This window comes from Acidobacteriota bacterium (genome assembly GCA_016712445.1).
GTDB lineage: Bacteria > Pseudomonadota > Alphaproteobacteria > Caulobacterales > Hyphomonadaceae > Hyphomonas.
In genome coordinates this window covers 1105690-1131844 of the sequence record JADJRB010000001.1, presented here as the reverse complement: position 1 = coordinate 1131844, position 26155 = coordinate 1105690, and the positions used below count along the sequence as shown (strand labels likewise).

22 protein-coding genes and 1 tRNA gene are annotated in these 26155 nt (G+C 67.3%); 18 read left to right on the top strand and 5 right to left on the bottom strand.

All coding sequences use genetic code 11. The annotated features are described in order from the left end of the window. Positions 1-12: 12 nt before the first annotated feature. Entirely contained in the window at positions 13-438 is a 426-nt protein-coding gene (locus IPK75_05850) for a hypothetical protein (protein MBK8197875.1), read from the top strand. Here the strand turns inward: IPK75_05850 and IPK75_05845 are convergent. The 4 genes from IPK75_05845 to msrA form a co-directional block, all read right to left on the bottom strand. Further along, positions 435-2027, bottom strand: coding sequence for an alkaline phosphatase (locus IPK75_05845; GenBank protein MBK8197874.1), 1593 nt, complete (start codon positions 2025-2027; stop codon positions 435-437). The two genes, IPK75_05850 and IPK75_05845, sit on opposite strands and share 4 nt — an antisense overlap. Positions 2028-2091: 64 nt before the next feature. After that, a complete protein-coding gene (locus IPK75_05840) occupies positions 2092-3009 on the bottom strand; it encodes a DMT family transporter (GenBank protein MBK8197873.1) in 918 nt (305 codons plus the stop codon). Beyond that, positions 3006-3851: a tRNA glutamyl-Q(34) synthetase GluQRS gene (gluQRS, locus tag IPK75_05835; protein MBK8197872.1), complete on the bottom strand. Its 846-nt coding sequence runs from the start codon at positions 3849-3851 to the stop codon at positions 3006-3008. Before gluQRS ends, IPK75_05840 begins: the two co-directional genes overlap by 4 nt. Before the next feature lie 1154 nt (positions 3852-5005). Further along, on the bottom strand, positions 5006-5662 hold the full coding sequence (gene msrA, locus IPK75_05830) for a peptide-methionine (S)-S-oxide reductase MsrA (protein MBK8197871.1): 657 nt from the start codon (positions 5660-5662) through the stop codon (positions 5006-5008). Positions 5663-5781: 119 nt separating this feature from the next. Here msrA and IPK75_05825 point away from each other — a divergent pair. The 5 genes from IPK75_05825 (at position 5782) to IPK75_05805 (ending at position 14468) form a co-directional block, all read left to right on the top strand. After that, a tRNA-Ser gene (locus IPK75_05825) sits at positions 5782-5871 on the top strand. Between the two features lie 272 nt (positions 5872-6143). Further along, positions 6144-8339 carry a UDP-forming cellulose synthase catalytic subunit gene (gene bcsA / locus IPK75_05820; protein ID MBK8197870.1) on the top strand — a complete coding sequence of 732 codons (2196 nt, stop codon included), beginning with the start codon at positions 6144-6146 and terminating at the stop codon, positions 8337-8339. Then, positions 8336-10522 (top strand): cellulose biosynthesis cyclic di-GMP-binding regulatory protein BcsB, encoded by a 2187-nt coding sequence (locus IPK75_05815; GenBank protein ID MBK8197869.1) that lies wholly within the window; start codon positions 8336-8338, stop codon positions 10520-10522. The genes bcsA and IPK75_05815 overlap by 4 nt, the downstream gene beginning before the upstream one ends. Continuing rightward, on the top strand, positions 10519-13032 hold the full coding sequence (locus IPK75_05810) for a BCSC C-terminal domain-containing protein (protein ID MBK8197868.1): 2514 nt from the start codon (positions 10519-10521) through the stop codon (positions 13030-13032). Before IPK75_05815 ends, IPK75_05810 begins: the two co-directional genes overlap by 4 nt. Continuing rightward, the gene (locus IPK75_05805; GenBank protein ID MBK8197867.1) at positions 13029-14468 is read left to right on the top strand and encodes a PAS domain-containing protein; all 1440 of its coding nucleotides are present in this window, start codon (positions 13029-13031) and stop codon (positions 14466-14468) included. Before IPK75_05810 ends, IPK75_05805 begins: the two co-directional genes overlap by 4 nt. 10 nt (positions 14469-14478) lie before the next feature. On the opposite strand, the gene IPK75_05800 is transcribed toward IPK75_05805, so the two are convergent. Continuing rightward, a complete protein-coding gene (locus tag IPK75_05800; protein ID MBK8197866.1) occupies positions 14479-15759 on the bottom strand; it encodes an O-antigen ligase family protein in 1281 nt (426 codons plus the stop codon). A gap of 163 nt (positions 15760-15922) precedes the next feature. Between IPK75_05800 and IPK75_05795 the strand changes: the two genes are divergently transcribed. The 12 genes from IPK75_05795 to IPK75_05740 all read left to right on the top strand — a co-directional run bounded on the left by IPK75_05795 (position 15923) and on the right by IPK75_05740 (position 26134). Continuing rightward, positions 15923-16552, top strand: a complete 630-nt coding sequence (locus IPK75_05795) for a phosphoribosylanthranilate isomerase (protein ID MBK8197865.1) — start codon at positions 15923-15925, stop codon at positions 16550-16552. Between the two features lie 7 nt (positions 16553-16559). Continuing rightward, entirely contained in the window at positions 16560-17771 is a 1212-nt protein-coding gene (gene trpB, locus IPK75_05790) for a tryptophan synthase subunit beta (GenBank protein ID MBK8197864.1), read from the top strand. Beyond that, complete coding sequence (locus IPK75_05785) at positions 17768-18142, top strand: hypothetical protein (protein ID MBK8197863.1); 375 nt, start codon at positions 17768-17770, stop codon at positions 18140-18142. The genes trpB and IPK75_05785 overlap by 4 nt, the downstream gene beginning before the upstream one ends. Further along, complete coding sequence (locus IPK75_05780; protein ID MBK8197862.1) at positions 18139-18459, top strand: divalent-cation tolerance protein CutA; 321 nt, start codon at positions 18139-18141, stop codon at positions 18457-18459. Before IPK75_05785 ends, IPK75_05780 begins: the two co-directional genes overlap by 4 nt. Next, positions 18459-19286 carry a tryptophan synthase subunit alpha gene (locus IPK75_05775; protein MBK8197861.1) on the top strand — a complete coding sequence of 276 codons (828 nt, stop codon included), beginning with the start codon at positions 18459-18461 and terminating at the stop codon, positions 19284-19286. Before IPK75_05780 ends, IPK75_05775 begins: the two co-directional genes overlap by 1 nt. 30 nt (positions 19287-19316) lie before the next feature. Then, the gene (locus IPK75_05770; protein ID MBK8197860.1) at positions 19317-20297 is read left to right on the top strand and encodes an acetyl-CoA carboxylase carboxyl transferase subunit beta; all 981 of its coding nucleotides are present in this window, start codon (positions 19317-19319) and stop codon (positions 20295-20297) included. Next, a complete protein-coding gene (locus IPK75_05765; protein ID MBK8197859.1) occupies positions 20294-21547 on the top strand; it encodes a bifunctional folylpolyglutamate synthase/dihydrofolate synthase in 1254 nt (417 codons plus the stop codon). Before IPK75_05770 ends, IPK75_05765 begins: the two co-directional genes overlap by 4 nt. Before the next feature lie 299 nt (positions 21548-21846). Next, positions 21847-22422: a hypothetical protein gene (locus tag IPK75_05760; protein ID MBK8197858.1), complete on the top strand. Its 576-nt coding sequence runs from the start codon at positions 21847-21849 to the stop codon at positions 22420-22422. 449 nt (positions 22423-22871) lie between these two features. After that, a complete protein-coding gene (locus IPK75_05755; protein ID MBK8197857.1) occupies positions 22872-23618 on the top strand; it encodes an electron transfer flavoprotein subunit beta/FixA family protein in 747 nt (248 codons plus the stop codon). After that, positions 23618-24547: an electron transfer flavoprotein subunit alpha/FixB family protein gene (locus IPK75_05750; GenBank protein MBK8197856.1), complete on the top strand. Its 930-nt coding sequence runs from the start codon at positions 23618-23620 to the stop codon at positions 24545-24547. Before IPK75_05755 ends, IPK75_05750 begins: the two co-directional genes overlap by 1 nt. A gap of 152 nt (positions 24548-24699) precedes the next feature. Continuing rightward, on the top strand, positions 24700-25578 hold the full coding sequence (locus IPK75_05745) for a 3-hydroxybutyryl-CoA dehydrogenase (protein ID MBK8197855.1): 879 nt from the start codon (positions 24700-24702) through the stop codon (positions 25576-25578). 76 nt (positions 25579-25654) lie between these two features. After that, positions 25655-26134, top strand: coding sequence for a thermonuclease family protein (locus IPK75_05740; GenBank protein ID MBK8197854.1), 480 nt, complete (start codon positions 25655-25657; stop codon positions 26132-26134). Positions 26135-26155: the final 21 nt, after the last annotated feature.

The following is a 26155-nucleotide window of genomic DNA, read 5'->3' as shown; positions in this document are numbered from 1 at the left end:
CAGGAGATCGACATGAGCGGACTTTGGAAAACCTGGATGAGCCTCTGGTGCTGGGGCGTCATCCTGTTTGGCGTGGTGCTGGCGGGCGGCGGACTGCCTGCCACGGACGTTGCGGTGAGAACGCTCTATGGCATTCTCAGCAGTACGCCGTTGCCGGACGGGTTCATGGACGCGCGGGGCATGCGCTTTTCGGTCGCCCTGATGGGCGCCGTCTCGATCGGATGGGGCGTGACGATGCTGAACCTGCTGCCGGTGATCCATGCCGCCGGCGCGCCGGCGTGGCGGGGCCTGACTTTTGCGTTGGCGACCTGGTTCGTCATCGACGGCGCCTTGTCGGCCGCGACTGGCTTTGCGCTCAACAACGTCCCCAACACGGCGCTGGCGATCGGATACCTTGTGCCGGTGATCGCCAGCGGCGTGCTGAAAGCGCGCGCCTAGTCCGCCGCAGGCGCGGGCACGAGGCCGAGGGCGCGGGCCATGACGTGGAAGAGCTCGTTTTCCTCGATCACGCCGGTGACGAGGTTCGAGCCGGGACCGGAGGCGAGGGCGGCAACGTCTTCGCCGCCATGTGTTTCCGAATACATCGGCACGAGGGCGGGCTGGCGGAAGTCCGGCGCCAGCGTGTCAACGTTCGTCAGGTCCTGACGTTTGCACTCGTAGATCGGCTCGCCCTTGGCATCCTTGCCTTTCTCGACGCAGGCGCCGGGGCCGTTCGCATAGGAAAGCGTCGTGTACGGAAGGCCGTCGGCGCCGTTGGCGCCGCCTTCGCCGCCGATGCCGGAGACCGAGAGGCCGAGGATCGGGTTGCCGCGCTGGGCATAGCCCGCAATCGTCAGCGTGTGCGAATGGTCGGCGGTGACGATGATCAGGGTCTCTTCCGGATTAGTCATCTCGAGGGCTGTCGCGACGGCGAGGTCGAAGGCCATCGCGTCTTCCAGCGCGCGGATGGCGTTGCCGGCATGGTGGCCATGGTCGATGCGGCCGCCTTCAACCATCAGGACGTAGCCGTCCGGATCCTGGGAGAGGCGGGTGATCGCGGCGCGGGTCATCTCGGCGATGTGGGGCTCGCCGGCCTTGTCCTTGTCGCGGTCGAGTTCGAACTGCATGTGCGAGGGTTCGAACAGGCCGAGCACCTTGACCGGCGTGGAGAAGTCGGTGGCCTCGAAGCCGGCCTCGTCGAAGATGAAGGTGTGGTCGCTGTCCTTGGCGGTCCATTCCTCGATCAGGTTACGGCCATCGCCGCGGCCGCCCGTCTTGCCTTCATATTCCGGATCCTGGGCTTCCTTCGGCAGGAACTTCTCGCGCCCGCCGCCGAGCACGATGTCGAAGCCGGACCCCGGCATCTCGATCAGCTGGCGGGCGATGTCCTTGCAGGTGTCGGACGAGGCGCCCTTCATGTCGGTGTCGGCCTCCCAGTCCCGGAGCGGAACCTTGGCATAGGTGGCGCCGGGGGTTGCATGGGTGATGCGGGCGGTGGAGACGAGGCCGGTTGCGAGGCCCGCGCGGGCGGCAAGCTCGAACAGCGTCTCAACTTCCGTACCCGGCACACTGGCGCAATTGCCGTAGCTGACATTGCTGTCGACACCGAGCACGCCGGACAGGGTCTTCACGCCCGAGGTGAAGGCGACGGCGGTGCCGGCGGAATCGGCGATCTGGAAATTGTGGCTGTAGGTTTTCGACAGCGCGGAATAGGGCAGGTCGTCCATTGCGAGATGGTAGCTCTCGCCGTCGAGGCCCTGCGACTGGCCGGCGTAGATGCGGGCGGCGGTGATCGTGGAGACGCCCATGCCGTCGCCGATGAACAGGATGACGTTCTTGGCCGGCTTGGTGCCGCGCGCGGCGATGCGGGCATCCACGGCGGCAGCGGCGCTGACATAGTAGGGATCGGCCGCCTGCTTCGGCAGCACGGCCGTGCGGCCTGCGGTGAAGTCTGCGGCTTCGGCATTGTCGGCGGGCGCGACGCTTGCTGCGGGCGTGGCGCAGGCGGCGAGGACGGCGAGGCTGGCGGCGGCGAGGGCGAGGCGCATGGGCGGGGTCTCCGGTCTGAATCAGTCCGAACCCCTTTAGCCCCACTTTGTGACAGTGGCGACCCTAGAGCGGGGCGGCCGGTTTGATCCGCTGCTTGCGCTGCGCCAGCCAGACAGCGGCGAGGATGGCCGCGGCCCCGGCGAGCTGGATGGCGGTCAGGGGCTCCTTGAAGACCTGCCAGGAAATCGCCGCGGCGACGACCGGCTGCGCCAGCACAAGGATGCCGGCGACGGCGGTGTCGGTGGAGCCGAGGCCCGAGATGATCAGGCCCTGGCCGGCGACCTGCACGATGATCGTCAGCGCCAGCGGGGCCGCGAAGCCGGAGAGCGTGGCGGGCATGAATTTCTCGCCCGAGCCCCACACGACAAAGAAGGCGAGCGCCGTTTCGAACACGCTGAGCCAGAACATCGCCTCAAGCCCGCCGAGCGTGCGGCGCGCGAGCTTGGAGAACAACATGTAGAACGAGACGAACACCGCCGCCGCGAGGGCGAAGAGGTCGCCGCGCAGGGCGCCCGCTTTCGTTGCATCGCCGCCGAGCGACAGGGCGGCCGCGCCGATCATCGCGAGGACGGCGGCCAGTGCCCAGTAGAGGCCCGGGCGCTCCTTCAGGAAGGCCCAGGCGGCGAGGCCGACGAGGACGTTGCCGAGGTTGACGATGAAAGTGGCGTTGGAGACGCTAGTCATGGTGAGTGCCCAGTGCCAGAGCGCCATGTCGAGCGTGAAGAAGAGGGCGGCAAGGAAAACCGCCGTGTTCGGCTTGCGCGGCAGGCGCCGGTCCGCAACGAGGACGAGTACGAGCAGCATGGGCACCGCGAAGAGGTAGCGCCAGAACGCGATGGCCTGCGGGCCAAGGTCGCCGAGGCCGAGGCGCAGGCCGATCGGGGCGAAGCCAAGCGCGATGCCGCCGCCGAGCACCATCAGCGGGCCGAGCCAGGTGCGGTGGCGGGTCACGGGGCGGGGCTGGGGAACGGTGTTGGTCATCCGGCGCGCGTCATCGCGCGAATATCGTCCGGCGTCATCCCCTCTGCGCGGTAATCACGCAGGCTCTTGTCGCCGAAGCGTTTCGACAGCTTCTTGCCGTCCGGCCCGAGCACCAGTGGGTGGAAGCGGTAGACCGGCCGGGGCCAGCCCATCAGCGCCTGCAGCAGGGCGTGGATGCCGGTCACGGCCCGCAGGTCTTCGCCGCGGATGACATGCGTTACGGCCTGCAGGGCGTCGTCATGGCAGCAGGCGAGGTGGTAACTGGCGGGCGTGTCCTTGCGGGCGAGCACGACGTCGCCAAACCTCTCCGGGCGGGCCGCCACCTCGCGCTGGCGGGTTTCGGTCCACTCGGTATAGTGCAGGGCGTCAAAAGCGGGGCCGAGTTCAGCCCGGGCGGCGTCGAGCGACAGGCGCCAGGCGAAGGGCGACTGGTGGGCAAGGCGCGCGGCCTCATCGGCCTTGGCGAGCGGCTTGCTCACGAGGCCGCCTTCATCCGGGTCGGCGCCGGCCGGCAGCCGCGCGGCAATCTCGCGCCGGGTGAGAAAGCAGCGATGCACGAGCCCCCGCAGGCGAAGCGCGTTGAGAACCGTGCTATACTCATCGAAATGGTCCGATTGGCGGCGCACCTTGCCGGTCCAGTCCAACCCCAGCCATTCCAGGTCTTCCAGGATGGCAGTCTCGTACTCGGGACGGCAGCGCGTCTGGTCGATATCCTCGATCCGGAGCAGCACGTCGCCCCCTTCGGCCCGCGCGGTGTCCCACACGGCGAAGGCCGAAGCGGCATGCCCAAGATGCAGGCGACCGGTCGGGGAGGGGGCAAAGCGGGTGCGCAGCCGGGTCATGGTCCTGAGAATACAGTGTTTCCCTGTTGCAAGGATTTGGTAAGAAACGTATCGCCTTGAGGCTCTAGAGGGTAGCTGAGATGTTGATCGCCGGTTGGCTCGAAACGGCCGATACCTGGTTGGTTCAGAACGTGCCGCACGCCGAATGGCTGGGCCTGTTTGGCGCCGCCATGGCGGTGCTCGCGCTGCTGTATGTGACGGTCAGGGTGCTTTTCGCGCTGCGCCGGTTTGCCGGTGCTGCCGCGAACTTCAGCCGCGCCCGTACGGCCAAGGCCAGCAAGGCGCCCGGTTTCCGCATCCTGCTTGCGCGCCCTGATGGCGCGTCCAGCGGCCGTATCAACAAGTGGCTGAGCGAGGCACTGGCACGCAACCTGCCGGTTTTCGCCTTTGGGGCGCCGTTCTCGCTGGTGTCGATGGGCCGCATCAAGGGCGGGCTCGGCACGGCCTCCGTCGCCCGCGCCCGCAAGCGCATGGCGACCGCCGACGCCGACCTGTTCGTCTGGGTCAGCCGGCACGGCAAGGGTGACCGCGGCCTTGAACTGCACGGCCTCAGCCGCGGCGGCGGGCTCACCCCGGCCGAAGCGCGCCTGTTCACCATCGCGCTGCCCGGCGCCCGCAAGGCGCATACCGAAGACGTGGCCCGGCTCGCCTCCTACCTGATCGCCAAGCACCTGCAGCCGGCGCTCAGCGATCCGCAGGCCTTCCGCGCCGAGAAGATCCGCGAACTCGCGCTCGAGCTCGACGGCGTGCTGGAACATGACCTGCCGGTGTCCCAGACGCTGCGCGGCGAGATCGAAGCCGATTTCTGTGCGGCCGGTGTGCGCGTGGCTGAGGAACTCGGCGACCTCGCAGCGCTCGACAAGGTGATCGCACTGCGCCGCCGCCACCTCGAGGAGGCCTCGATCTCCGCCGATACGGGCCGCATCATCCAGGCGAAGCTTGAACTCGGCCGCGCGCTGATCGTGCGGGCCGAGAAACAGTTCGACCAGAACGTCGTGAAGGAAGCCATCGGCCACCTCGCCCAGGCGGTCGAAGGCCTGCGCGGCGATCCGACGATCCAGCGCGCCCAGTCCGCCTCCGACGCCCTGTTCAAGGCGCAGGCGATGATCGAGTCGCGCAAGCGTTTCTCGCTGAACTTCGGCTCGTATGGCGGATCAGCCGACCTTGACCGGCGGAAGCGGACAGCTGACGCCCGTGCCGCCGATGCCGCAATAGCCGTTCGGATTCTTGGCCAGGTATTGCTGGTGGTAGTCTTCCGCGAGGAAGACCTCGCCGCGCGGGGCGACCTCAGTGGTGACCGCGTCACCGTGGCCGGCAGCCGCCAGTTCGGCATTGTAGGCGGCGATCATGTCGCGCGCGGTGCGCTCCTGCGCCGGTGAGGCATAGTAGATGGCCGAGCGGTACTGCGTGCCGATGTCGTTGCCCTGGCGCATGCCCTGACTCGGGTCGTGGCTCTCGAGGAAGAGCTTCACCAGTTCGGCGAACGTCACTTCGGCCGGATCGAAGATCACTTCGACGATCTCGGTATGGCCGGTGCGGCCGGAGCAGACCTCCTCGTAGGTCGGGTTCGGGGTGATCCCCCCGGCATAGCCCACACGGGTCAGCCAGACGCCCCTGGTCTGCCAGAACAGGCGCTCGGCGCCCCAGAAGCAGCCGAGGCCGAACACGGCGGTCTCGAAGCCGGCGGGTGCCTCGGCTTCCAGCGGGCGGCCATTGACGAAATGGGCGGCGGCAGTGGGGATCGGGCGGGACCGGCCGGGCAGGGCGGTCTCGCGGGTCGGCAGGTCGAGGGGCTTCCTGGAGAAGAACATGGGCTTGGCTCCGGTATCTGGACCCGGAATATGGGGGCAGGCGCCGTCTGCGGCAATCACAAGCTTGCGAGGCGGCGGATCATCCGGTATCTGCTCGCCCTTCGCCGCCCGCGGCGTACGGAGAGGTGGCCGAGTGGTCGATGGCGCACGCCTGGAAAGTGTGTAGACGGGAGACCGTCTCCAGGGTTCGAATCCCTGTCTCTCCGCCAGCGGCTTTCCGGCCCTTCAGATCGACACCAGACGGGGGCCGGACCCTGCCAGCCCGAGGGGCGCGTTGCGGGCCCGGCATCCAGACGGGGCAAGGCATGAGCCTGCACGCCGGATCGCAGATGCCGGCATGCCCCGGGCAAAATCTTCCGTCTACGGACATCACGTTCGTTTAACCTTCGTTGGTTTTCGGTTACCGGGGCATTATCGGTAATTTCATGTTGTGGCGCGAATGTCGGGCCCGGGCTTTCCCGGCGTGGAGCATTCGGCACAAGTGGCAGCGAGACAGAATCCAGAGCGCTTTGTGCCGGCGTCCCGGTACGCGCCGGTGCGCACGGTCAGCGCCTGGATCGCGCTCGCATGCGTCGCGGTGATGGCCGCAGCGCCGACGCCGGACGCGGTGCAGGTGCAGCTGTGCATCGCCACAATCGCCGTCTACTTCCTGATGGGATGGCTGCGCCCCTCGGGCGGGCCGCTGCGCAGCTTCGTTGCGCTGCTCATCATCTTCACGAGCACGCGCTACATGATCTGGCGCGTGACCGAGACGATGCCGGTGGATTCCCCGCTGTCGATCGTCGGCGGCATTTTCCTGCTCGGTGCCGAGACGTACGGCTACATCCTTCTGCTGCTGTCGACGTTCCTGTCGGTGGATGTCTACAAGCGCGGCCCGCGCCCGGTGCCGGTCGCGCCGGACGCCTGCCCGACGGTCGACATCCTGATCCCGAGCTATAACGAGCCGGACGACCTGCTCGAAGTGACGCTGACCGCCGCGCTCAACGTCAATTATCCCGCCGGGCGGGTGAACGTGTACCTGCTCGACGATGGCGGCACGCTGGGCAAGCGCACGCAGGCCGATCCGAAGAAGGCCGCCGAAGCGCAGGCGCGCCACGAACACCTGAAGGCAGTGTGCGAACGCCTCGGCGCGCATTACCTGACGCGCGAGAAGAACGACCACGCCAAGGCCGGCAACATCAACGCCGCGCTGAAGCACACGCACGGCGACCTGATCCTCATCCTCGACGCCGACCATGTGCCGTCGACCGACATCCTGACACGGACGGTCGGCTATTTCGTCGAGGATCCGAAACTCTTCCTCGTCCAGACGCCGCACTTCTTCCTCAACCCCGATCCGCTGGAACGCAATCTCGGGACATTCCGGAACATGCCGAGCGAGAACGAGATGTTCTATTCGGTGATCCAGCGCGGGCTCGACGGGCTCAACGCCTCCTTCTTCTGCGGATCGGCGGCGGTGCTGAGGCGCGAATACATCATGGAGATCGGAGGCATCCAGGGTGAGACAATCACCGAAGATGCCGAAACGGCCCTCGAGCTCCACGCGCGGGGCTACCGAAGTGCCTATGTCGACCGCCCCATGGTAGCCGGACTGTCGCCCGAGACCTTCTCGGGCTTCATCGTGCAAAGGATGCGCTGGACCCAAGGGATGGTCCAGATCTTCCTGTTGAAGAACCCGCTCCTGAAGAAGGGCCTGACGTTCGCCCAGCGCGTCGGCTACTTCAATTCCTGCTTCTACTGGTTTTTCCCGCTCGCCCGGATGGCCTTCATCCTCGGGCCGCTGCTTTACCTGCTGCTGGGTGTGCGGGTGTATGTGGGCGATCTTTCCGACTTCCTGATGTACGGCCTGCCGCACATCGTCGGGGCACTGATGCTGTCGTCGATCCTCTACGGGCACACGCGCTGGGCGTTTGCGTCCGAGCTCTACGAGGTCATCCAGTCGATCCATTGTTCGGGCGCCATCTTCCAGGTGCTGCGCAATCCGCGCTCGCCGAGTTTCGCCGTGACGCCGAAGGGCGAGAACCTCGACGAGAATTTCGTCTCCCCTCTGGCGCGGCCGTTCTATGTGCTGATCGCCATCGTGTGCCTCGGCGAACTCGCCGGCCTGGTGCGCTGGTTTATCGATCCGGTCGGGGCAGGGGTCATTTCAGTCCTGCTGTTCTGGAACACGTTCCACCTCCTTCTCCTCGTCTCGGCGCTCGGCGTGCTCTACGAGCGCTCGCAGCAGCGCGTATTCCCGCGCTTCGAGATGCGCCGTCCGGTCACCCTTCGCCATGACGGCGCCGCCGTGCCATGCGAGATGACCGATGTGTCGATCACCGGCATGGGTTGCCTCGTGCGCAGCGCCGACGAAGGACATTTCGCGGAGGGCGACATCTTCCGCGCCGATGCGCGCGATCTCGGCGCCAGCACACCGGCGCAGCTCGATCTGAAAGTGCTGTCGGCCGTCTCGACGGCGGAGGGCCAGAAGCTCGGACTGAGCTTTGTCATCAGCACGCACGAACAATGGTCGGCGGTCGTCGGGCTGATGTACGCGCGCAGCGAGAACTGGAAGACGTTCCGCGACGGGCGCGCACGCTCCGACCACATGGCCTCCAAGATCGCCGGGCTCGTCCGCTCGAGCCTCGGCCACGCCCTGATCCACATCAAAGCTGTTACACGGGAAGTACGCTCATGATTTCCGCCCTTCGCTCTGCGGCGATTGCCGTCTTGCTGCTTGCTGCGTCGCCGGGGGCGGCCGTGCTCGCCCAGGAAGCCCCGGCCAGCGAGGCCGCTGTCGACGTCTATGCACGCTTCCGCGACAATCCGGAGGTTACGACCGAGCCGGTCGAGGGCGGCCTCTGGCGCGCCCGCCTGCCGCTGGCCGCGCTGCGCGCGCCGCAAGGCCCGATCCGTCTCAACGGCGCCAAGGCGACCGAGGCGGTGTCCTTCGAGATTGCTCCGCAGGCGGACATCCAGTCGGCTCGCGTGGTGCTGCGTCATGTGAGCGGACGGGCGCAGGAAGGCACCAAGCCGCAGCTGCGCCTCAGCCTGAATGACCGGTTCGTGGCACAGGTCGACGGTGTCACCGAGCGGGCCGCCGCGGTCAACGAGATCGTGCTCGATCCGTCGGGTCTCTTCTCGGGCTTCAACACGCTGCGCATCGACGCCGTGCAGCGCTACACCTATGGCTGCCAGGACCCGGACGCCGCAGAGCTGTGGACGGATGTCGACACCGCGCGTTCGTATGTCGAGGTCGTGTATGCGCGCCGGCCTTTCGGCGCTTCGCTGGCGGACCTGGACGCGGTGGTGTCGGCGGGGATCGGCGGGGTCGCGCAGCTGGGTATCGTGGCGGGCGGCGCCGACCCGGATGCGCAGAGCCTGCGCTGGGGCGCGCTCGCCGCGCAGGCGGTTGGCAACCGGATGGATTACAAGCTGCCGAAGATCACGCGTCTCGATGCCGGCGCCGTGCAGTCGGCCGGGCAGGGCACGGACCTCATCGCCGTCGGCACGCCGGAGCAGCTCGGCGCGCTGGCGCCGCCGCAGCTCACCGGGCTGAAAGGCGACGCTTCCTGGCTTTCGATCGGGCCTTCGCCGGCCGATCCGTCGCACTTCCTTATACTCGTCTCCGGCCGCACACCGGCTGCCATTGACGGCGCGCTGCGGGCGCTGGCCGCGAACGCGTTCCCGCTGTCGGACACGGGCTCGCTTTTGCTGCAACCGGCAGAGGTGCCGCAGGGCGCCGTGCTGGCGAAGCGCCGTCCGCTCGATGTTGACGCAAAGTATGTGTTCCGCGATCTCGGCTTTGCGGAGATGTCCGTGCTCGGACAGGAGCGCGGTGAGGCCCGGCTCTCCTTCAGCTTGCCGGCGGATGTGCATTTCCGCGCCAAGGCGGATGTCGTGTTCGCGCTCGATTTTGCCTATGGCGCAGGCCTCGATGACAAGTCGGTGGTCAATGTCGTGGTCAACGGCGCTTTCCAACGCGCGGTGCGCCTGACCAATCCGGACGGCGAAGTGACGCCCGGCTACCAGGTGGCCGTGCCCGCCAGCGCCTTCCGGCCGGGCCGTAACGAGGCCGTGTTCGAGATCGAGCTTTCCTCGCCTTCGGAAGGCGAATGCGCGGCGCGCAGCACGCGCCATCTCGCCTTCGTGCTGAAGGATACGTCGACGATGACGCTGCCGGCCGCCGACCGGTTCGTGGAATTGCCGAATCTCGCGCTGCTGTCGGAAGCCGGCTTCCCGTTTGCCGGGCAGGATGAAGCGCCGTTTGCCTTGCGCGCGGCCGATGCCGGCCCCGCAACGGCGGCCGCCGTGTGGACGCTTGCCGCCCGCCTCGGCCAGATCCATGGCGCGGCCTTCTTCGATACGGATTTCGGCCTGGGGCTCGACCTGCCGGATGCCCACACGCTGGTCGTCGGCGCGCGGCCGGATCTCGGCGGCTTCCTGCCAGTGCAGGTCAACATGCCGGACGGCCAGCCCGCCGACGGCTTCAGCCGCGATTTCAGTCTCGTCGATCTCGGCGACAACGGCCTCATCATCGAGGGCGAATCGCCCGGCCATCCGGGCAAGCTGGTGGCGCTGGTGACGGCGGAATCGGCGGATCAGCTTCTGGCATCGGCCCGCACGCTGGTCGAACCGAGCCACTGGAGCCAGCTCAAGGGCGGCGCCGTGGTCTGGCGTGACCACGCCGCGACCATCGTCTCGCGCGCCGCCAGCGACACGTTCGAAGTCGGCAACATGTCGCCGGGCGACATCGCGCGGATGAAGAGCGGGCGCGCGCCGTGGCGCTGGATCCTGACCATTGCGGCGGCGCTGTTTGCGCTCGCGGCAGCGCTGGCGTTGATCGCCCGCTACATGCGTGACCGCGTCAAGGACAAGTGAGCCGCCTCGCCCGCCTCCTGTGCGCGGCCCTTGCCAGCGCGGTCTGCGGGCTCGCCGCCGCCGCCCAGCCGGCGCGCGCGGCGCAGGCGGAAGGCGTGTTCTCGATCGGTATTCCGAGGGCGGAGGAGGCCGCGCCGGTGCAGCCTGCCGTCCCGGACGCAGCGCAGCTGCAGGCAGTCTGGGATCTCGGCGCGGCGGGCAACCTCGCATCGGCCGGACGGCTGCTTGCCTCGCTTGAGGCGGACCATCCTGACTGGCGCCCGCCGGCGCGCCTGACGACCTATCTCGCGGCCGCCCGGCGCGAAGCCGACGTGCGCAGCGCCCTCGCCGCGCGCGACTGGGCGGGTGCACTGGCCAAGCTGCCGGCGCCGGGCGCGCAGGCGTGCGAAGCGCCGTTCGATCTCTGGGCGCGGGCCGAGGCAACCGAGGGTCTTGGCCAGCAGGCGGACCTCCGCGCTTTCTATGTCCGTACGCTGGGCAACTGCGCCGATCCCGAGCTTGCCGCAGCGATGGCGGGGCGTGCGCTGCAGGTGCTGGACGCCGACGGGCTTGCCGCCATTGCCGCGCTGGCCTCGCTCCGGCACAGCGAAGACGCCGGCGTGCGGGTCGCGCACGGGCGCATCCTTCGCGCAGAGGCCCGCCTCCGGTTCGATGCGGCGGCGGGGCAGGGTGATCTTGCGGGCGCCGCGCGCGTGGCGGATGCCTCGGACGATCCCGTACTCCTCGCCAAGGCGGGCTGGGTGTTCCTTGAGGGCGGCGCGGCTGGCGCCGCAGACTATTTCAGCCGCGCACTGGCGCTCGGCGGCGATGAAGACGCGCGGCGCGGCTATGTGATGGCAACCCTTGCCGCCGGCGACATTTCCTCCGCACGCGGCGCAATTGCAAAGGCGGGCAATCCGGCGGCGCTGGCCGGACTGTCGGCGCGCGCAGACCTGGCCGAAGCCGCCGCGCGCCGGGCCGCAGGCGACTGGGCGGGCGCAGTGGCGCTCGCGGCGAGCGCGCGGAGCGAGACTGCGCTTGCAGGTGAGGCGGACGCGCTTACCGGCGGCGCGCTGCTGGATGCGTCCGGCGCAGCCTATGCCGCCGCAGATTTCATCGAGGCGCGACGTCTGGCGGAGCGGGCTGCGGCCTATCCGGCCACGCGGCGGGCAGCGCTGATGCGCGCCGCCTGGACTGACCTGCAGCTGGGCGAGGCGGATGCCGCTGGCGCCGCCTTCAGCCGCCTCTATGTCGAGATGCCGGATACCGAATCGGCTGAGGGCTATGCACTCGCGGCCGCCCGGACCGGACAGCTCGGTGCGGCAGCGGCATTGGCGCGCACGCTTGGCGGCCCGCTCGGCGCCAAGGTCGACGCGCAGTATGCAGAGGCCGCCTTCAGCGAAGGCAGCTATCTCACCGCGCGCGCCTATGCGCCGGACACATATGAAGCGCTCGAGGGCATGGAAGGGCCGTGGTATCGCCAGGCCGTCTCCTTCCGCCAGCAAAGCGGCACGGCGGGTGAGAACCGGTTGACCGGCGGCGTGGCAACGACGTCGGCGGGCTTCGCGCGCGGCCCAAACACTTTTGAAGCGGGCGTCGCCTTCTACACGCTCGATCCCGGCCGGGGCGCAGCTTCGGGCCTTGCGCCAGCTCGCGAAACGTTCGCGGCGCCTTATGCGGCCTGGAGCCGGGAGGGCGAGACCCGGCTTGCCGCGCGGATCGGCCTCCTGCCAGCCGGCGCCGATGCGGATCCGGTCGTCATCGGCGAACTGGCGGTTTCGCGGCAGGCGGGCGGCGGGCAAGTGGAGGCGCGCGCCTTCAAACGTCCGGTTACGGACAGTGTCCTGTCCTTCGCCGGACAGCCGGACGCGGGCGGTGAGACCTATGGCCCGGCATCCGCGACCGGCGCGCAGGTGCGCGCGCGCATGCCGGCGGGCGAGCACTATGCCGTGCAGGCGGATGCCTCGGCTGCGGAGATCGACGGCGACAACCTCGCCGGCAATTCAGTTGTCTCGGCAGGCGTATCGGCGTCGCGTGCCATAGCCCGCGACGGCTTTGCCTATCTCGTCACAGGTCCGTTCTACCAGTTCCAGGCGTATGACCGGAACACCAACTTCTTCGCCCCCGGCCATGGCGGCTATTTCAGCCCGCAATCCTTCCACCGCGCCGGTTGGTCGGCCAACCTTCAGACCGATCCGCTCGAGCGCTGGATCCTGAAGGCCGATGCGGCGCTGGCTTACGAATCGATCGAAGAGGACCCCGCGCGCGCCAACCCGTTGCAGCCCGGCCCCCAGCCGCTGCTCGGCGGCGGACGCAGCGCCGGCGCCGCGGGCGCGCTGGAGCTTGCCGCCGCGCGCCGCCTGTCGCCGCAGTTGATCCTTGCCGCCCGCTTCGCCGCCACCGCCTCGCAGGCCTATGAGGATGTGCGCGTCGGGATCGCCCTCACCTGGGTGCCCGGTGGCCGCGTGGGCCTTGCCCGCACCGACTTGCCGCCAGACCCTTTCAGCCCTGCCGCGTGGATCCAGTCATGACGCAAGCGACCGCCTCTGCACTTCCTCCGCGTCCGGACTTCCGGGCCCGCCTGACCCGGCGCCTGCAGCGCAGCGATCCGTTCCTGAAGCGCGCGGTGCAGGCAGCCGCCGTGATTGGCGCGGTGATCGGGCTGCTGCTGTATGGCTGGCAGGCGGTGAACACTGACGCGCAGGCTGCGCGGCGCGCGCTGGCGCAGGCGGCGACCGCCGGCCAGCTGGCCGCAGAGTCAGACCTGGCGCGGATCGATGCAGCGGCCCGCGGGGCGGCGCCGCTGATCACGGCGGCGCTGGCGAAAGACGCGGCACCCGAAGAAATCCGTAGGCTGAGGGCCGGCATAGCCGCGCTGCTGCAGGAGACGCCCGTCACCGCCATCATCATCTTCGACGGACGGGGCCAGGCCCTCTCCGTGTTCGGCGATCTGCCGTCGGACGCCGCGGGCCGTGTTGCCCCGCGCCGGACGAGCCAGCGGGCCGGCGGCGAATTGCTGCCCCTCGAGCTCGCGCCTGTGTCGGCACAGCGTGCCGCGCGCTACCTCGATCTCTCGGCAGGAAAGGGCCCCAAGCTGGACGCCGCGCTCGTATTGCGAACTGGCGCCTTCCAGGGCGCTCTGGGCGCCGGTTCGGCCGCAGGCGACGGTTGGCGCGCCGCGCTGCTCAACCGCGACGGCGAGACGGTCGTGCCCGCCTTCGCCGCGGGCCGGGCTTTTGGCGTCGCAGAGACGAGCCTTGCAGCCGAGGCGCTGGGCTGGACGCCGCTGCACGCCGACGAGGCCGCCGCCGCTGGCCGCGTGACCGGCGAGGCCGGCGACGTGTTCATGGAAACCCGCGCCGTGGCGGGCAACGCCTTGCAGCTCGTCTATGTGGGCGAGGTGCGGCCGGCGTTCTCGATTCTGGCTTCGCGCCGGTTTGAACTGATCGCGCTGCTTGGCTCGGTTGCGCTGGCGGCAGCGCTGGCGATCTCCGTGATCCAGAACGAGTGGCAGCGCCATGACCGGCATGTGCGCGACGCCGACCTGATGGCCCTGCGCGCCGATGTGACCTGCGACCTGCTGTCGGCCGGCGTCATCGACTGGTCTGTCGCGGATGGCGGTGTGGAATATTCCGAAGGCTGGGCGGACCTCTTCGCGCAAGGCGTCGAGCCTGCATCCGAGCAGATCTTCGACTGGATCGCGCGTATCCATCCGGACGACCGGCTCGCCGCCCGCGAGGCCTACCAATCGATGCTCGACGGACACATGACCGAACTCGTTCACCGCGTGCGGGTGCGCCTGTCATCCGGCCTCTGGGTCCAGGTGGCCGAACGCGGACGCGCCATTGCCGGCGTTGGCGGCGAGGTCAAGCGGATTGTCCTTGTGCAGACGGTCGAGCCAGTGGATGGCAGCGCGCTGCGCGGCGCCTTCGACGGGGTCCGGCGCGCCGACGCCGTGGCAGTCTGACGCCCGCTGTTCAGTCCGTGCGTTCGACGAGGCGGGCGACGCCTGCGAACTTCCGCTCGCCGATCCCGAACGCTGCAAGCCCGCCGAAGTACAGGAAGTAGACCATCATGTTGCTTGTGCCCGAGGCGTAGGACTCGGTGAAGCAGGAGATGAAGATAACCACGAACATCACCAGCAGCGTGGAATTGACGAGGTTGCCGTTGCGCAGCCACAGGTTCGCCGTGCGCAGGCCTGCCCAGCCGATGGCCAGCAGGAACAGGCCGAATCCAACCCAGCCAAAGTGAACCCGGGTTTCCCAGAATGCGCTGTGGAAGGACAGTTTGGTGCCAAATGGCTTGGAGTCGTTTTCGTTCAGTGTCTGCGCGATGCCGGTCATCGGGTTCCAGAACCCTTCGACGCCGACTCCGAACCAGGGATGCTCGGCCGAGACGCGCTCGGCGGCGTTCCAGATCGCGGTGCGTCCGGTGAACGTCGAATCCTTGCCCACGAGGCTCAGGAAGTCGTCGACAATCGAATTGTTCGGGATCGACAGGACCACCAGCGTGATTACCAGTGCAACAGCTGCGATGAAGGCGAGGAACGTGGTGCGCATGTGGCGCACGGTCGAAACGCCAGTCCAGACCAGCTTGACGCCGATCAGCACGGCGCTGCCGCCAACCGCGAAGACCAGCGACGTCGCCGAGTCAGCCAGGAACTGGAACAGGAACGCAACCGGCACGAAGGCTATCGCGATGACGCGGAGCGGGAACGGCTCCTCGTCGTTGAGGAAGGTGCCGAGCGACGTGAGGATCACCAGCATCATGTGGAAGGCGAGGCTGTTTTTCTGCGCATAGGGGCCGCCCTCGGCGAGGGTTGCGAAGAAGGGCACCGTATAGAGTGTTCCCAACCAGCCGGCGAACATGATGAGGCGCAGGAATTCGACCGCCCGCAGGCGCGCCGCCAGCACGATCAGCAGGGTCGGGGTCAGGAAGAGCAGCGTTGCGGATTTCAGCGCGTCGGCGGGGTAGGGCGTCCAGAAGATCGAGAAATAGGCCAGGATCGGCAGCGGGAAGAGCGGCCAGGCTTTCAGCATCAGGGGCATCACTTCCCGGTAATGAACAACCAGGATGCCGAGCAGGCCCGCGATACAGGCGTAGCGGATCGGCTGGAACGCATCGATCGGCATGAACACAGCGAACAGCCAGACCGTATAGAACGCCTGCTCCCACAGCGGCGCACGGCGCGCTTCCTCGTACACGTTCACCGGAATGACGCGCGGCGGCATGAACGGATTGGGATGGGTGTGTAGCAAGTGACAGGTACTCCGGCGCCTCGCGGCGGCTTGCAAGCGGCATGCCCGGCCCGTGTGCAGGCTGCCTTTTAGGCTGGCAGGGTTAACGCGCAGGGTAGGCCTGCCCCGAAATTGGGGCAAGCAGCCTCTTCCGTCCGCCGCCCGCTTCGGTTAGGGGGCGGGCATGGCGATGGTAAAGATTTGCGGGCTCACCGATCCGGACCTGGTTGCGTTTGCGGCCGGGGAGGGGGCGGACTGGATCGGCCTCAATTTCATTGCACGCAGTCCGCGCTACGTGACACCCGAAGCGGCGCCTGCCCTGCTCCGGTCGGTGGGCAATGCCGTGCCGGTGGCGCTGTTGGCTGACCCGGAAGTGGCGCAGGTGATGGAAATCGCGGCCTTGGGCTTCCCTGTGATCCAGCTGCACGGCGCCGAGACGCCCGAGCGGGTCGCCGAAGTCAAGGCGATGACCGGGGCGCAGGTCTGGAAGGCCATCGGGGTCAGCGGCCCGGCAGACCTCATGCAGGCTGCAACATTCGAGGCGGCCGACCGGCTGCTGATCGATGCCGGCGCACCGGCCGGCGCCGCCGGGGCCGGCGGTCATGGCACGGCGTTCGACTGGCACCTGCTGGACGGCTGGGCCGCCCCGAAACCCTGGCTTCTGGCCGGCGGCCTGACGCCCGAGACCGTCCGCGAAGCGATTGCCCGAACCGGCGCCGAGGCGGTGGATGTGTCCTCTGGCGTCGAGCGGGTGCGAGGGCTAAAGGACAAGGAACTGGTCCGCGCCTTCCTGCGCGCGGCCAAAGGGCACTGATTTCACGATGGACCTGCGCAATACCTGGGACAAATGGCCGGATGCAAACGGCCGGTTCGGCGAATTCGGCGGACGCTATGTCGCCGAGACGCTGATGCCCCTCGTGCTGGAGCTGGAAGCGGAATACCGCAAGGCGAAGCAGGACCCGGCCTTTGCCGCCGAGATGCAGGACCTGTGGACGCATTATGTCGGCCGCCCGTCGCCGCTGTATTTCGCCGAGCGCCTGACAGAGCATTTCGGCGGCGCGAAGATCTACTTCAAGCGCGACGAGCTCAATCACACCGGCGCCCACAAGATCAACAATTGCCTCGGCCAGGTGCTGCTCGCGCGCCGGATGGGCAAGAAGCGGATCATCGCGGAAACCGGCGCCGGCCAGCATGGCGTGGCGACGGCGACGATCTGCGCGCGCTTTGGCCTGGAATGCGTCGTCTTCATGGGCGAGACGGATGTCGAGCGCCAGAAGCCCAACGTCTTCCGCATGCGCCTGCTGGGCGCGAAGATCATTCCCGTCTCCTCCGGCACCGGCACGCTGAAGGATGCGATGAACGAGGCGCTGCGTGACTGGGTGACGAATGTCGAGACGACGTTCTACTGCATCGGCACCGCTGCCGGCCCGCATCCCTATCCCGAGATCGTGCGCGACTTCCAGTCCGTGATCGGTATCGAGGCGCGCGCCCAGATCCTCGAGCGGGAAGGGCGCCTGCCGGACGCCGTGATGGCCTGCATCGGCGGCGGCTCGAACGCCATCGGCCTCTTCCATCCCTTCATCGCTGATGAAGACGTGCGCCTGATCGGGGTCGAGGCCGCAGGCCACGGCATCGAGACCGGCCAGCACGCCGCCGCGCTGAATGGCGGCAAGCCGGGCATCCTGCACGGCAACCGCACCTACCTGCTGCAGACCGATGACGGCCAGATCATCGATGCCCACTCGATTTCGGCAGGCCTCGACTATCCAGGCATCGGGCCGGAACATGCCTTCCTGCGCGACATGGGCCGCGCCGAATACCTGTCGTGTACGGATGATGAGGCGCTCGCCGCCTTCCAGCTGTGCACGCGGCTTGAGGGCATCATTCCGGCGCTGGAGCCTGCGCACGCGCTCGCCCGCGTCGGTGAAGTGGCGAAGGATCTTGGTCCGAAGGGCCTGATGATCCTCAACATGTGCGGCCGCGGCGACAAGGACGTGTTCTCCGTCGCCAAGGCGCTGGGAGTGGAGATGTGAAGCCGCTGCTCGGCCTCCTGCCTCTGGCGGCGCTCGCCGGCTGCGTGCCGACGACGCGGTATGCCTACGTGCCGGTCACGCGCGAGAATTTCCAGGCGGCGAAGGACGGCGACGCCATCCCGCTCGTCGCGCAGTCGATGGCGATCTGTTTTGCAGATGGGCGCACAGCGCTGCTGCGTGATGCCGAATGGACCGAGACAGGCATCTGCGGCCAGGCGCATTCGCCGGTTGGCGGCGATGACGGCATGGAATGTTACGGCTGGGACTCGCTGGCCGCTGTGGGTGTTCCCTATGAAAGCCGGTCGGCCTCCGTCGTGCCGATGGCGGCCTTCAAGCTCGGCAAATGCGATCCGGAGGCGCTGAAGCCATGACCAAACTCATCCTTGTGCGGATTGCCTGTCCGTCGCGGCGCGTCGCAGAAGACATCGCCGATGCAGCGCTTGAAGGCCGGGTGGCCGCCTGCGCGAACCTCGAGGGCCCGGTCACGTCCTCGTATCGCTGGAAAGGCGTGATCGAGCAGTCGTTCGAGTTCATCCTCTGGCTGAAGGCGCCCGAGGCGAACTGGTCGAAGCTCGAAAAGCTGGCGCGCGAGCACCATCCCTATGACGTGCCGGCCATCGTCGCCATGCCGCTCAGCCATGTCAGCGAAGCCTATGGCGCCTGGGCTGCCGAGAACACGGAAGCCTGATGGGACGCACACGGATCGAGGCGGCGTTTGCGAAAGCAAAGGCCGAAGGGCGCGCCGCCCTTGTGACCTACCTGATGGCCGGCGACCCGGACCTCGAAGCGAGCTACGACGCCCTCTGCGCCCTGCGCGATGGCGGTGCGGACATCATTGAACTCGGCGCGCCCTTCACCGACCCGATGGCGGATGGCGCTGCGATCCAGAAGGCGGGCCTGCGCGCCCTCGCCAATGGCACGACATTGACCGATGTGCTCGCTCTCGCCGCCCGCTTCCGGAACGAAGACCAGACGACCCCGTTGATCCTCATGGGCTACGCCAACCCCGTCCATGCGCTCGGCTACGAGACCTTCGCCGCGAAAGCGGCCGAAGCGGGCATCGATGGCACGATCCTGGTTGACCTTCCCCCCGAGGAAGACGGCGTCCTGCGCGCTCTTTACGTCCGCCATGACCTGTCCGTGATCCGCCTCGCGACGCCCACAACCGACGAATCGAGGGCCGCCAAGGTCGCCGAAGGGGCCTCCGGCTTCATCTATTTCGTCGCCGTAACGGGCGTCACAGGGGCCGGAAGCGCCGATCCTGCCGCGATTGCAGGCCGGGTCGCGATGGTCAAAAGGGTCTCGGGCCTGCCGGTTTGTGTCGGCTTCGGTGTAAAAAATGGTGCACAAGCCGCCGAAATGGCTAAAATCGCCGACGGGGTGGTCGTTGGATCGGCTTTTGTGGAAAAGGCGGGCGATGCACAGGCAACCGGCCAGCACGGCGCAGCAGCTCCCGCGATGGGCGCGCTGGCGCGCGAGCTCCGGGCAGCCATTGAATCTGTCCCCAAGGCCTGACCGCCCTCTGATTTCAGGAGTCCCTGTCTTATGAACTGGATCAACAAGGTCACCCCGCCGGGCCTGAAGACGATGATGCAGAAGAAGGACACCCCGGATGACCTCTGGGTGAAGTGTCCTGTCTCCGGCGAGCTGATCTACAAGAGCGACCTTGAGGCGACCTGGAACGTCACGCCGGCCGGGGCGCACCTGCGCATCTCGCCCCGCGTCCGCTTCCGCCTCCTGTTCGACGACGAGCGCTGGGAGCCGGTGTCGCTGCCGCCCGTGCCGATGGACCCGCTGAAGTTCAAGGATGACAAGCCCTACCCCGCGCGCCTCAAGGCCGCGAAGGCCAAGGTGGCCAACCGTGACCTGAAGGAGACCGAAGAGGGCGGCGCCCCGCTCCTGCAGGAAGACTGCATGGTCGCCGCCTACGGCAAGATCGGCGGCGTGCCGGCGGTCGTGCTGGTGCAGGATTTCGATTTCATGGGCGGCTCGCTCGGCATGGCCGCCGGGGAAGGTTTCATCACGGCCGCCCAGCTCGCGCTCGCGCGCAAGTCGGCTTTCGTCGTCTGCACCGCATCCGGCGGCGCCCGCATGCAGGAAGGCACGCTCAGCCTGATGCAGATGCCGCGCACCACGCTCGCCATCAACGACCTCGCCGATGCGAAGCTGCCCTATGTGGTGGTGCTGACCGATCCGACCTCGGGCGGCGTCTCGGCCTCCTATGCGATGCTCGGCGACGTGCATATCGCCGAGCCCGGCGCGATGATCGCCTTCTCGGGCCCACGCGTGATCGAACAGACGATCCGCGAAAGCCTGCCGAAGGGCTTCCAGCGCTCGGAATTCCTGCGCGAGAAGGGGCAGGTGGATATCGTCTGTGACCGGAGGAAACTGAAAGCGACCCTGTCGCGTGTGCTGGCCCACCTCCTGCCGCTCGCGCGCCGCCGCGAAGACCGCTCGAACGTCACGCTCACCCCGCCGAAGACGCATGCCGAAAAGCTGCCCCAGCCGAAGGGCGCCGCTGATTGACCGGTAACAGCCCGGCGCTCGACGCCTCGCTGAAGCGGTTCGAGGGTCTTTATCCTGATGTCATCGAGCTGTCGCTCGGGCGCATCCTGCGCGCGCTCGAACGGCTGGGCCGTCCGCAGGACCGCCTCCCGCCGGTCATCCATGTCGCCGGCACCAACGGCAAGGGCTCCACCTGCGCCTTCATGCGGGCGATGGCCGAAGAGGCCGGATTGTCCGTACACGTGTTTACCTCGCCGCATCTCGTGCGCTTCAACGAACGCATCCGCCTGGCCGGAAGGCTGGTCGATGACGACCGCCTGATCGGCTGGCTCGACCGCACGTTCGAGGCCATCGGCGACGGCGAGATCACCCATTTCGAGGCGACGACGGCAGCCGCAATCCTCGCCTTCTCCGAAGTGCCGGCCGATGTGCTGATCCTCGAAGTCGGCCTCGGCGGGCGGTTCGATGCCACCAACGTCATCGACGCGCCCGCCCTCTCCGTCATCACCCCGGTCGACTTCGACCACAAGGCGTTCCTCGGCTCCGACCTGCGCGCGATCGCGGGCGAAAAGGCCGGCATCATCAAGCCTGGCCGGCCGGTGCTGACGGCGATCCAGCGCAAGGTCTGCGACGATGTGATCGCGAAGAAAGCGGCGGCCGAAAAGGCGCCGCTCTACCGGCTGAAAACGCACTTCGTGGACGCGATGCCGGCCGATCTCGCCCTCATCGGAGAGCATCAGCGCTCCAACGCCGCGCTCGCCGCGATGGCGATGCAGCTGTTCGGCAATTCCACCCGCATCGACCAGGCGGCCATCTTCCGCGGCGCGCGCAGCGCCACATGGCCGGCCCGCATGCAGCGCCTGAAACCCGGCCCCGTCACCGCGATGGCAGAGGGCCGGGAAGTCTGGCTCGACGGCGGCCACAATCCGCACGCCGCGCGCGCCATCGCCCGCCACCTGAAACAGCTCGGCGGCAAGACCGCGCTGGTGACCGCCATGCTCGCGAGCAAGGATTCGGTCGGCTTCTTCATGCCGTTCCGCTACCTGAAGCCGCCGGTGTTCACGATTCCCAATGCGCCCGGCCATCTGGGCGCCGAACCGATCCGTCTCGTCGACGCTGCCCACACGGCGGGTCTCGACGCGAAGGCGTGCGACAGCCTCGCCGGTGCCATGTCCGCCGCCGCGGCCAGCGGCGCAGACCGTATCCTGATCTGCGGCTCGCTCTACCTCGCCGGCATCGTGCTCGGCGAGAACGGCGAAGCGCCGGAATAGGCGCGAGTATTGCCTTCAGGCCCCCCACCCTAACCCTCCCCACAAGGGGGAGGGGATCTGTTGCATGCGGCCTATGGGTGAGCTCTCCCCAAAGGCTGAGCGGTCCCCTCCCCCTTGTGGGGAGGGTTAGGGTGGGGACTGGAGGCACTCAGATTTCGTTGCAGAAGAACGCACTTGCGCAACCCCGCCGCCGCCCCCGTTGCCCGCAAATTCCCCATTCCGCCGCCCATCCGGCCCGGCCCTGAATTATTTCAGCGGTTTGAATCCGGCAGGCGCCGCACCGGCTTAAACTCCCGTCGATGATTGCCCTTCCTCCGCTCCACGAACTCTGCCGCTGCGCTGTGGTCACGCACACCGTGCTGAAAACCTATGCGAAGGATGAGACGAAAATCTGGAACAGGGCCCGCCGCCGTCATGCCTGGGACGGGCTCGCCGTGTTCGCCTCCCTCCTGCGGCGCCTCATCCACCTGATGGCCCGCGCCGTGCCCCTTGCGCCGATCCATCCGGATACGGACGGCAGCGCGCCCCGCGCGCCGCCCGGTCCCGGCCTGCGCCTGCGCCCGCGCCTCGCCTTTCGCCTCATCGAGACGGCGCAGGTCCGCCGCCGCCAGCCGAAGAATCCGGCGCACGTCCCGGACACGCCGGCGTTTGACCGCGCGCGTTTCCTCGACCGGCTGTCCGCGCTCGCCCGCGTCTACCGCGAACGCGAACGCCTCGCCCGCCGCCTCGCGCGCCGGGTCCAGTCCGGCCGCGCGCCGCTGCGGGCGCGGCCGCTGCCAAAGCAGGTATACCCGCGCGTGCACCCGGCTTTCTCTTCGTTGTTGGATACGCTCAGCGCGGTTCTGCGCGGGCCGGCAATCCCGGACTCGTCCTGAATGGTCTCAGCCGTCGTCCACGCCGATATCCTTCATCAGGTGTGCGGGCAAACGCCCGCGCAGATGCACGCGCGCGCGCCGTTTCGAACGAGCCAAGTCTGTGTCGACGCTTTTAGAGGCGGGAAAGCGCCAAACCCGTCCGGCGCAGCGCGCCAGTCGAGAAATAATGTTCATGTGAACCTTGAAGCTGGGATTGGAGACGGAGCAGGGGCATGGCGGTCTCCTTTCCGGGCTTCAGGCCGCAAGGGGGCGGCGGGTTCGGACACGTGCGTCTACACCAAGGGGCCGGGTTTTGACAGGCCCCCCGCCGCCGGACTTGAAAGACCTTTCCAGCGAGCGCGCCAAATTGACCCTGACGTAAGCGTCAAGCCTTGCGCCCGGGGCGCCGCAACGGTAGGGACGGCGCACTTTTCGAGTTCCACAACCAAAAACCAACTGGGAGCGCCCGCATGAAGGTTCTCGTGCCCGTCAAGCGCGTCATCGATTACAACGTGAAGGTCCGCGTGAAGCCGGACCAGACCGGCGTCGATCTCGCCAACGTCAAGATGTCGATGAACCCCTTCGACGAGATTTCGGTCGAAGAGGCCGTGCGCCTCAAGGAAGCCGGTGTCGCCACCGAGATCGTGGTTGTCTCGATCGGCCCGCAACAGGCGCAGGAAACCATCCGTACCGCCCTCGCCATGGGCGCGGATCGCGGCATCCTGATCAAGACCGACGTGACCGTCGAGCCGCTCGCCGTGGCGAAACTGCTGGCCAAGGTCGTCGCGGATGAAAAGCCTGACCTGGTCCTCACCGGCAAACAGGCAATCGACGACGATTCCAACCAGACCGGCCAGATGCTGGCGGCCCTGCTGGACTGGCCGCAAGGCACCTTCGCCTACAAGATCGAGAAAGACGGCGACGCGCTGAAAGTCACCCGCGAAGTCGACGGCGGCCTGCAGACCGTGAAGCTCGCCCTGCCGGCGGTCGTGACGGTCGACCTGCGCCTCAACGAGCCGCGCTATGCCTCGCTGCCGAACATCATGAAGGCGAAGAAGAAAGAGATCGTCGAGAAATCGCCTGACGATTACGGCGTCGACATCACGCCGCGCCTGACGGTGGTGAAAGTGACCGAACCTGCGGCCCGTTCGGGCGGCGTGAAGGTTGAAGACGTGGCGACCCTGGTCGCGAAACTCAAAGCTGCAGGAGCTGTGTAATGGCTGTCCTCGTAATCGCAGAACATCACCATGGCGCGCTGACGGATGCGACCCACAAGGTCGTCACCGCCGCCTCGAAATTCGGCGGCGACGTCGATGTGCTGGTTGCCGGTGAGAATGCCGGCTCGGTGGCCCCGGCCGCCGCAAAGATCTCGGGCGTGCGCAAGGTGCTGAAGGCGGAAGGCGAAACCCTCCGCAAGCAGACCGCTGAAGCGATGGCCGAACTGGTCGTGCCGCTGATGTCGGGCTACGACGCCGTGTTCATCGCCGCCACCACCACGGGCAAGAACATCGCCCCGCGCATCGCTGCGAAACTCGACGTGATGCAGCTTTCGGAAATCGTCGAAGTCGTCGATGCCTCGACCTTCGTTCGCCCGATTTATGCCGGCAACGCCATCATGACCGTGAAATCGGCCGACGCGAAGAAAGTTATCACCGTGCGCGGCACTGCGTTCCCGGCCGCCGCCGAAGGCGGTTCGGCTTCGGTGGAAGACGTTGCGCCGCCGTCCGGCCCGTTCAAATCGGAGTTCGTCTCGGAAGAGATGGTGAAGTCGGACCGTCCGGAACTCACCGCCGCCAAGCGCGTCGTCTCGGGCGGCCGTGCACTCGGCTCGTCCGACAAGTTCAAGGAAGTGATCATTCCGCTCGCCGACAAGCTCGGCGCGGCCGTCGGCGCCTCGCGCGCCGCCGTGGATGCGGGCTATGCGCCGAACGACTACCAGGTCGGCCAGACCGGCAAGATCGTCGCCCCGGAACTCTACATCGCCGTCGGTATATCGGGCGCCATCCAGCACCTTGCCGGCATGAAGGATTCCAAGATCATCGTCGCGATCAACAAGGACGAGGAAGCCCCGATCTTCCAGGTCGCCGATTACGGCCTCGTGGCTGACCTCTTCGTCGCCGTTCCGGAACTGACGAACGCCCTTTAGGCGCCGGGAAAACCATTCAGAAAGCCCGGTGCTTCAGGCGCCGGGCTTTTTGTTTCGCCCCGCCAATCTGGCGGCCCTGCCGGATTGAGCTTTGCTGCGATGCACAAATCGCTATAACGGCGCAATTCAACAGGCGTTCAAGGAAACGTTGCATGACCGAATTCAGGACGATCGGCGTCATCGGTGCGGGCCAGATGGGGAACGGCATTGCCCACGTCTCAGCGCTCGCCGGATACGATGTAGTGATCACCGATGTGTCGCAGCCAGCCCTCGAAAAGGGTCTGGCGACCATCGAAGCCAACATGGGCCGGCAAGTGGCGCGTGACATCATTACCGTGGACGCGATGAAGGCGGCGCTGAAGCGCGTCAAGGTTTCGACCGAGATGAAGGCGCAGGCCGCGGCGGATCTCGTGATCGAGGCGGCGACCGAAAAGCGCGACGTGAAGGAAGCCATCTTCCGGTCGATCTGCGACGTGGTGCCGGCACACACCTACCTTGCGACAAACACGTCCTCGATCTCGATTACCCGGCTGGCGTCCGTGACGGACCGGCCGGAGCGCTTCATCGGCCTGCATTTCATGAACCCCGTGCCGCTGATGAAGCTGGTGGAAGTGATCCGTGGACTGAACACCGATCAGACGACCTACGATGCCGCGATTACCTATGCTCACCGGATCGGCAAGACCACGACGAATGCCGAGGACTACCCGGCCTTCATCGTCAACCGCGTGCTGATGCCGATGATCAACGAGGCGATCTACACCCTCTATGAGGGCGTCGGGAACGTGCAGTCGATCGATACCGCGATGCGCCTCGGCGCGAACCATCCGATGGGTCCGCTGCAGCTGGCGGATTTCATCGGTCTCGATACCTGCCTCTCGATCATGCAGGTGCTGCATGATGGTCTCGCCGACACCAAATACCGCCCGTGCCCGCTGCTGGTGAAATTCGTCGAGGCCGGCTGGCTGGGCAAGAAGTCCGGCAAGGGCTTCTACGACTATTCCGGTGATCATCCGGTGCCGACTCGCTAGGCAGCCGCATTTCTTAAGAGTCCGGTAACCATCCGCGCGCTCCTTGGCTCTGCAAACAGAGCTGCAGGAGTCCGACATGGTCCGTACACCGTTGAACTATCTCGCCGGCGCAGGCGTGCTGCTGGCAATCGCAGCCGGCGGCGCCTACTACGCCTCCCAGTCGGCTTCGGCCGCGAGCGTTGCGGGAGAGGGCGAAGCGCTCACGGTTTACTGGTCGGATGGAGATTCAGGGCGGCTGTCGGACGGAACGAAATTCCGGCTCCATGGCATCGATTCGCCGGAAACCGGCTCGATGAAACAACGCGGCGGCGCCAAGTGCGAAGGCGAGCGGGCGCTGGGATTCGAGGCGAAGGAGGCGGCGCTCGAACTGACGCGGGGCAAGACAGTGCGCGTCAGCGAGAGATTTGGCGCAGACCGTTACGACAGGCTTGTCGTGAGCCTCGAAATCAACGGCAGGGATGTGGCCGCACAACTTGTTTCAGGTGGCACGCACCAGACGTGGGACTATGATGGACGACAGAAGAAACCGGACTGGTGCGGCGAAGCTTCCAGCTGAAGGCTTGCCTTCAGGGCGTCG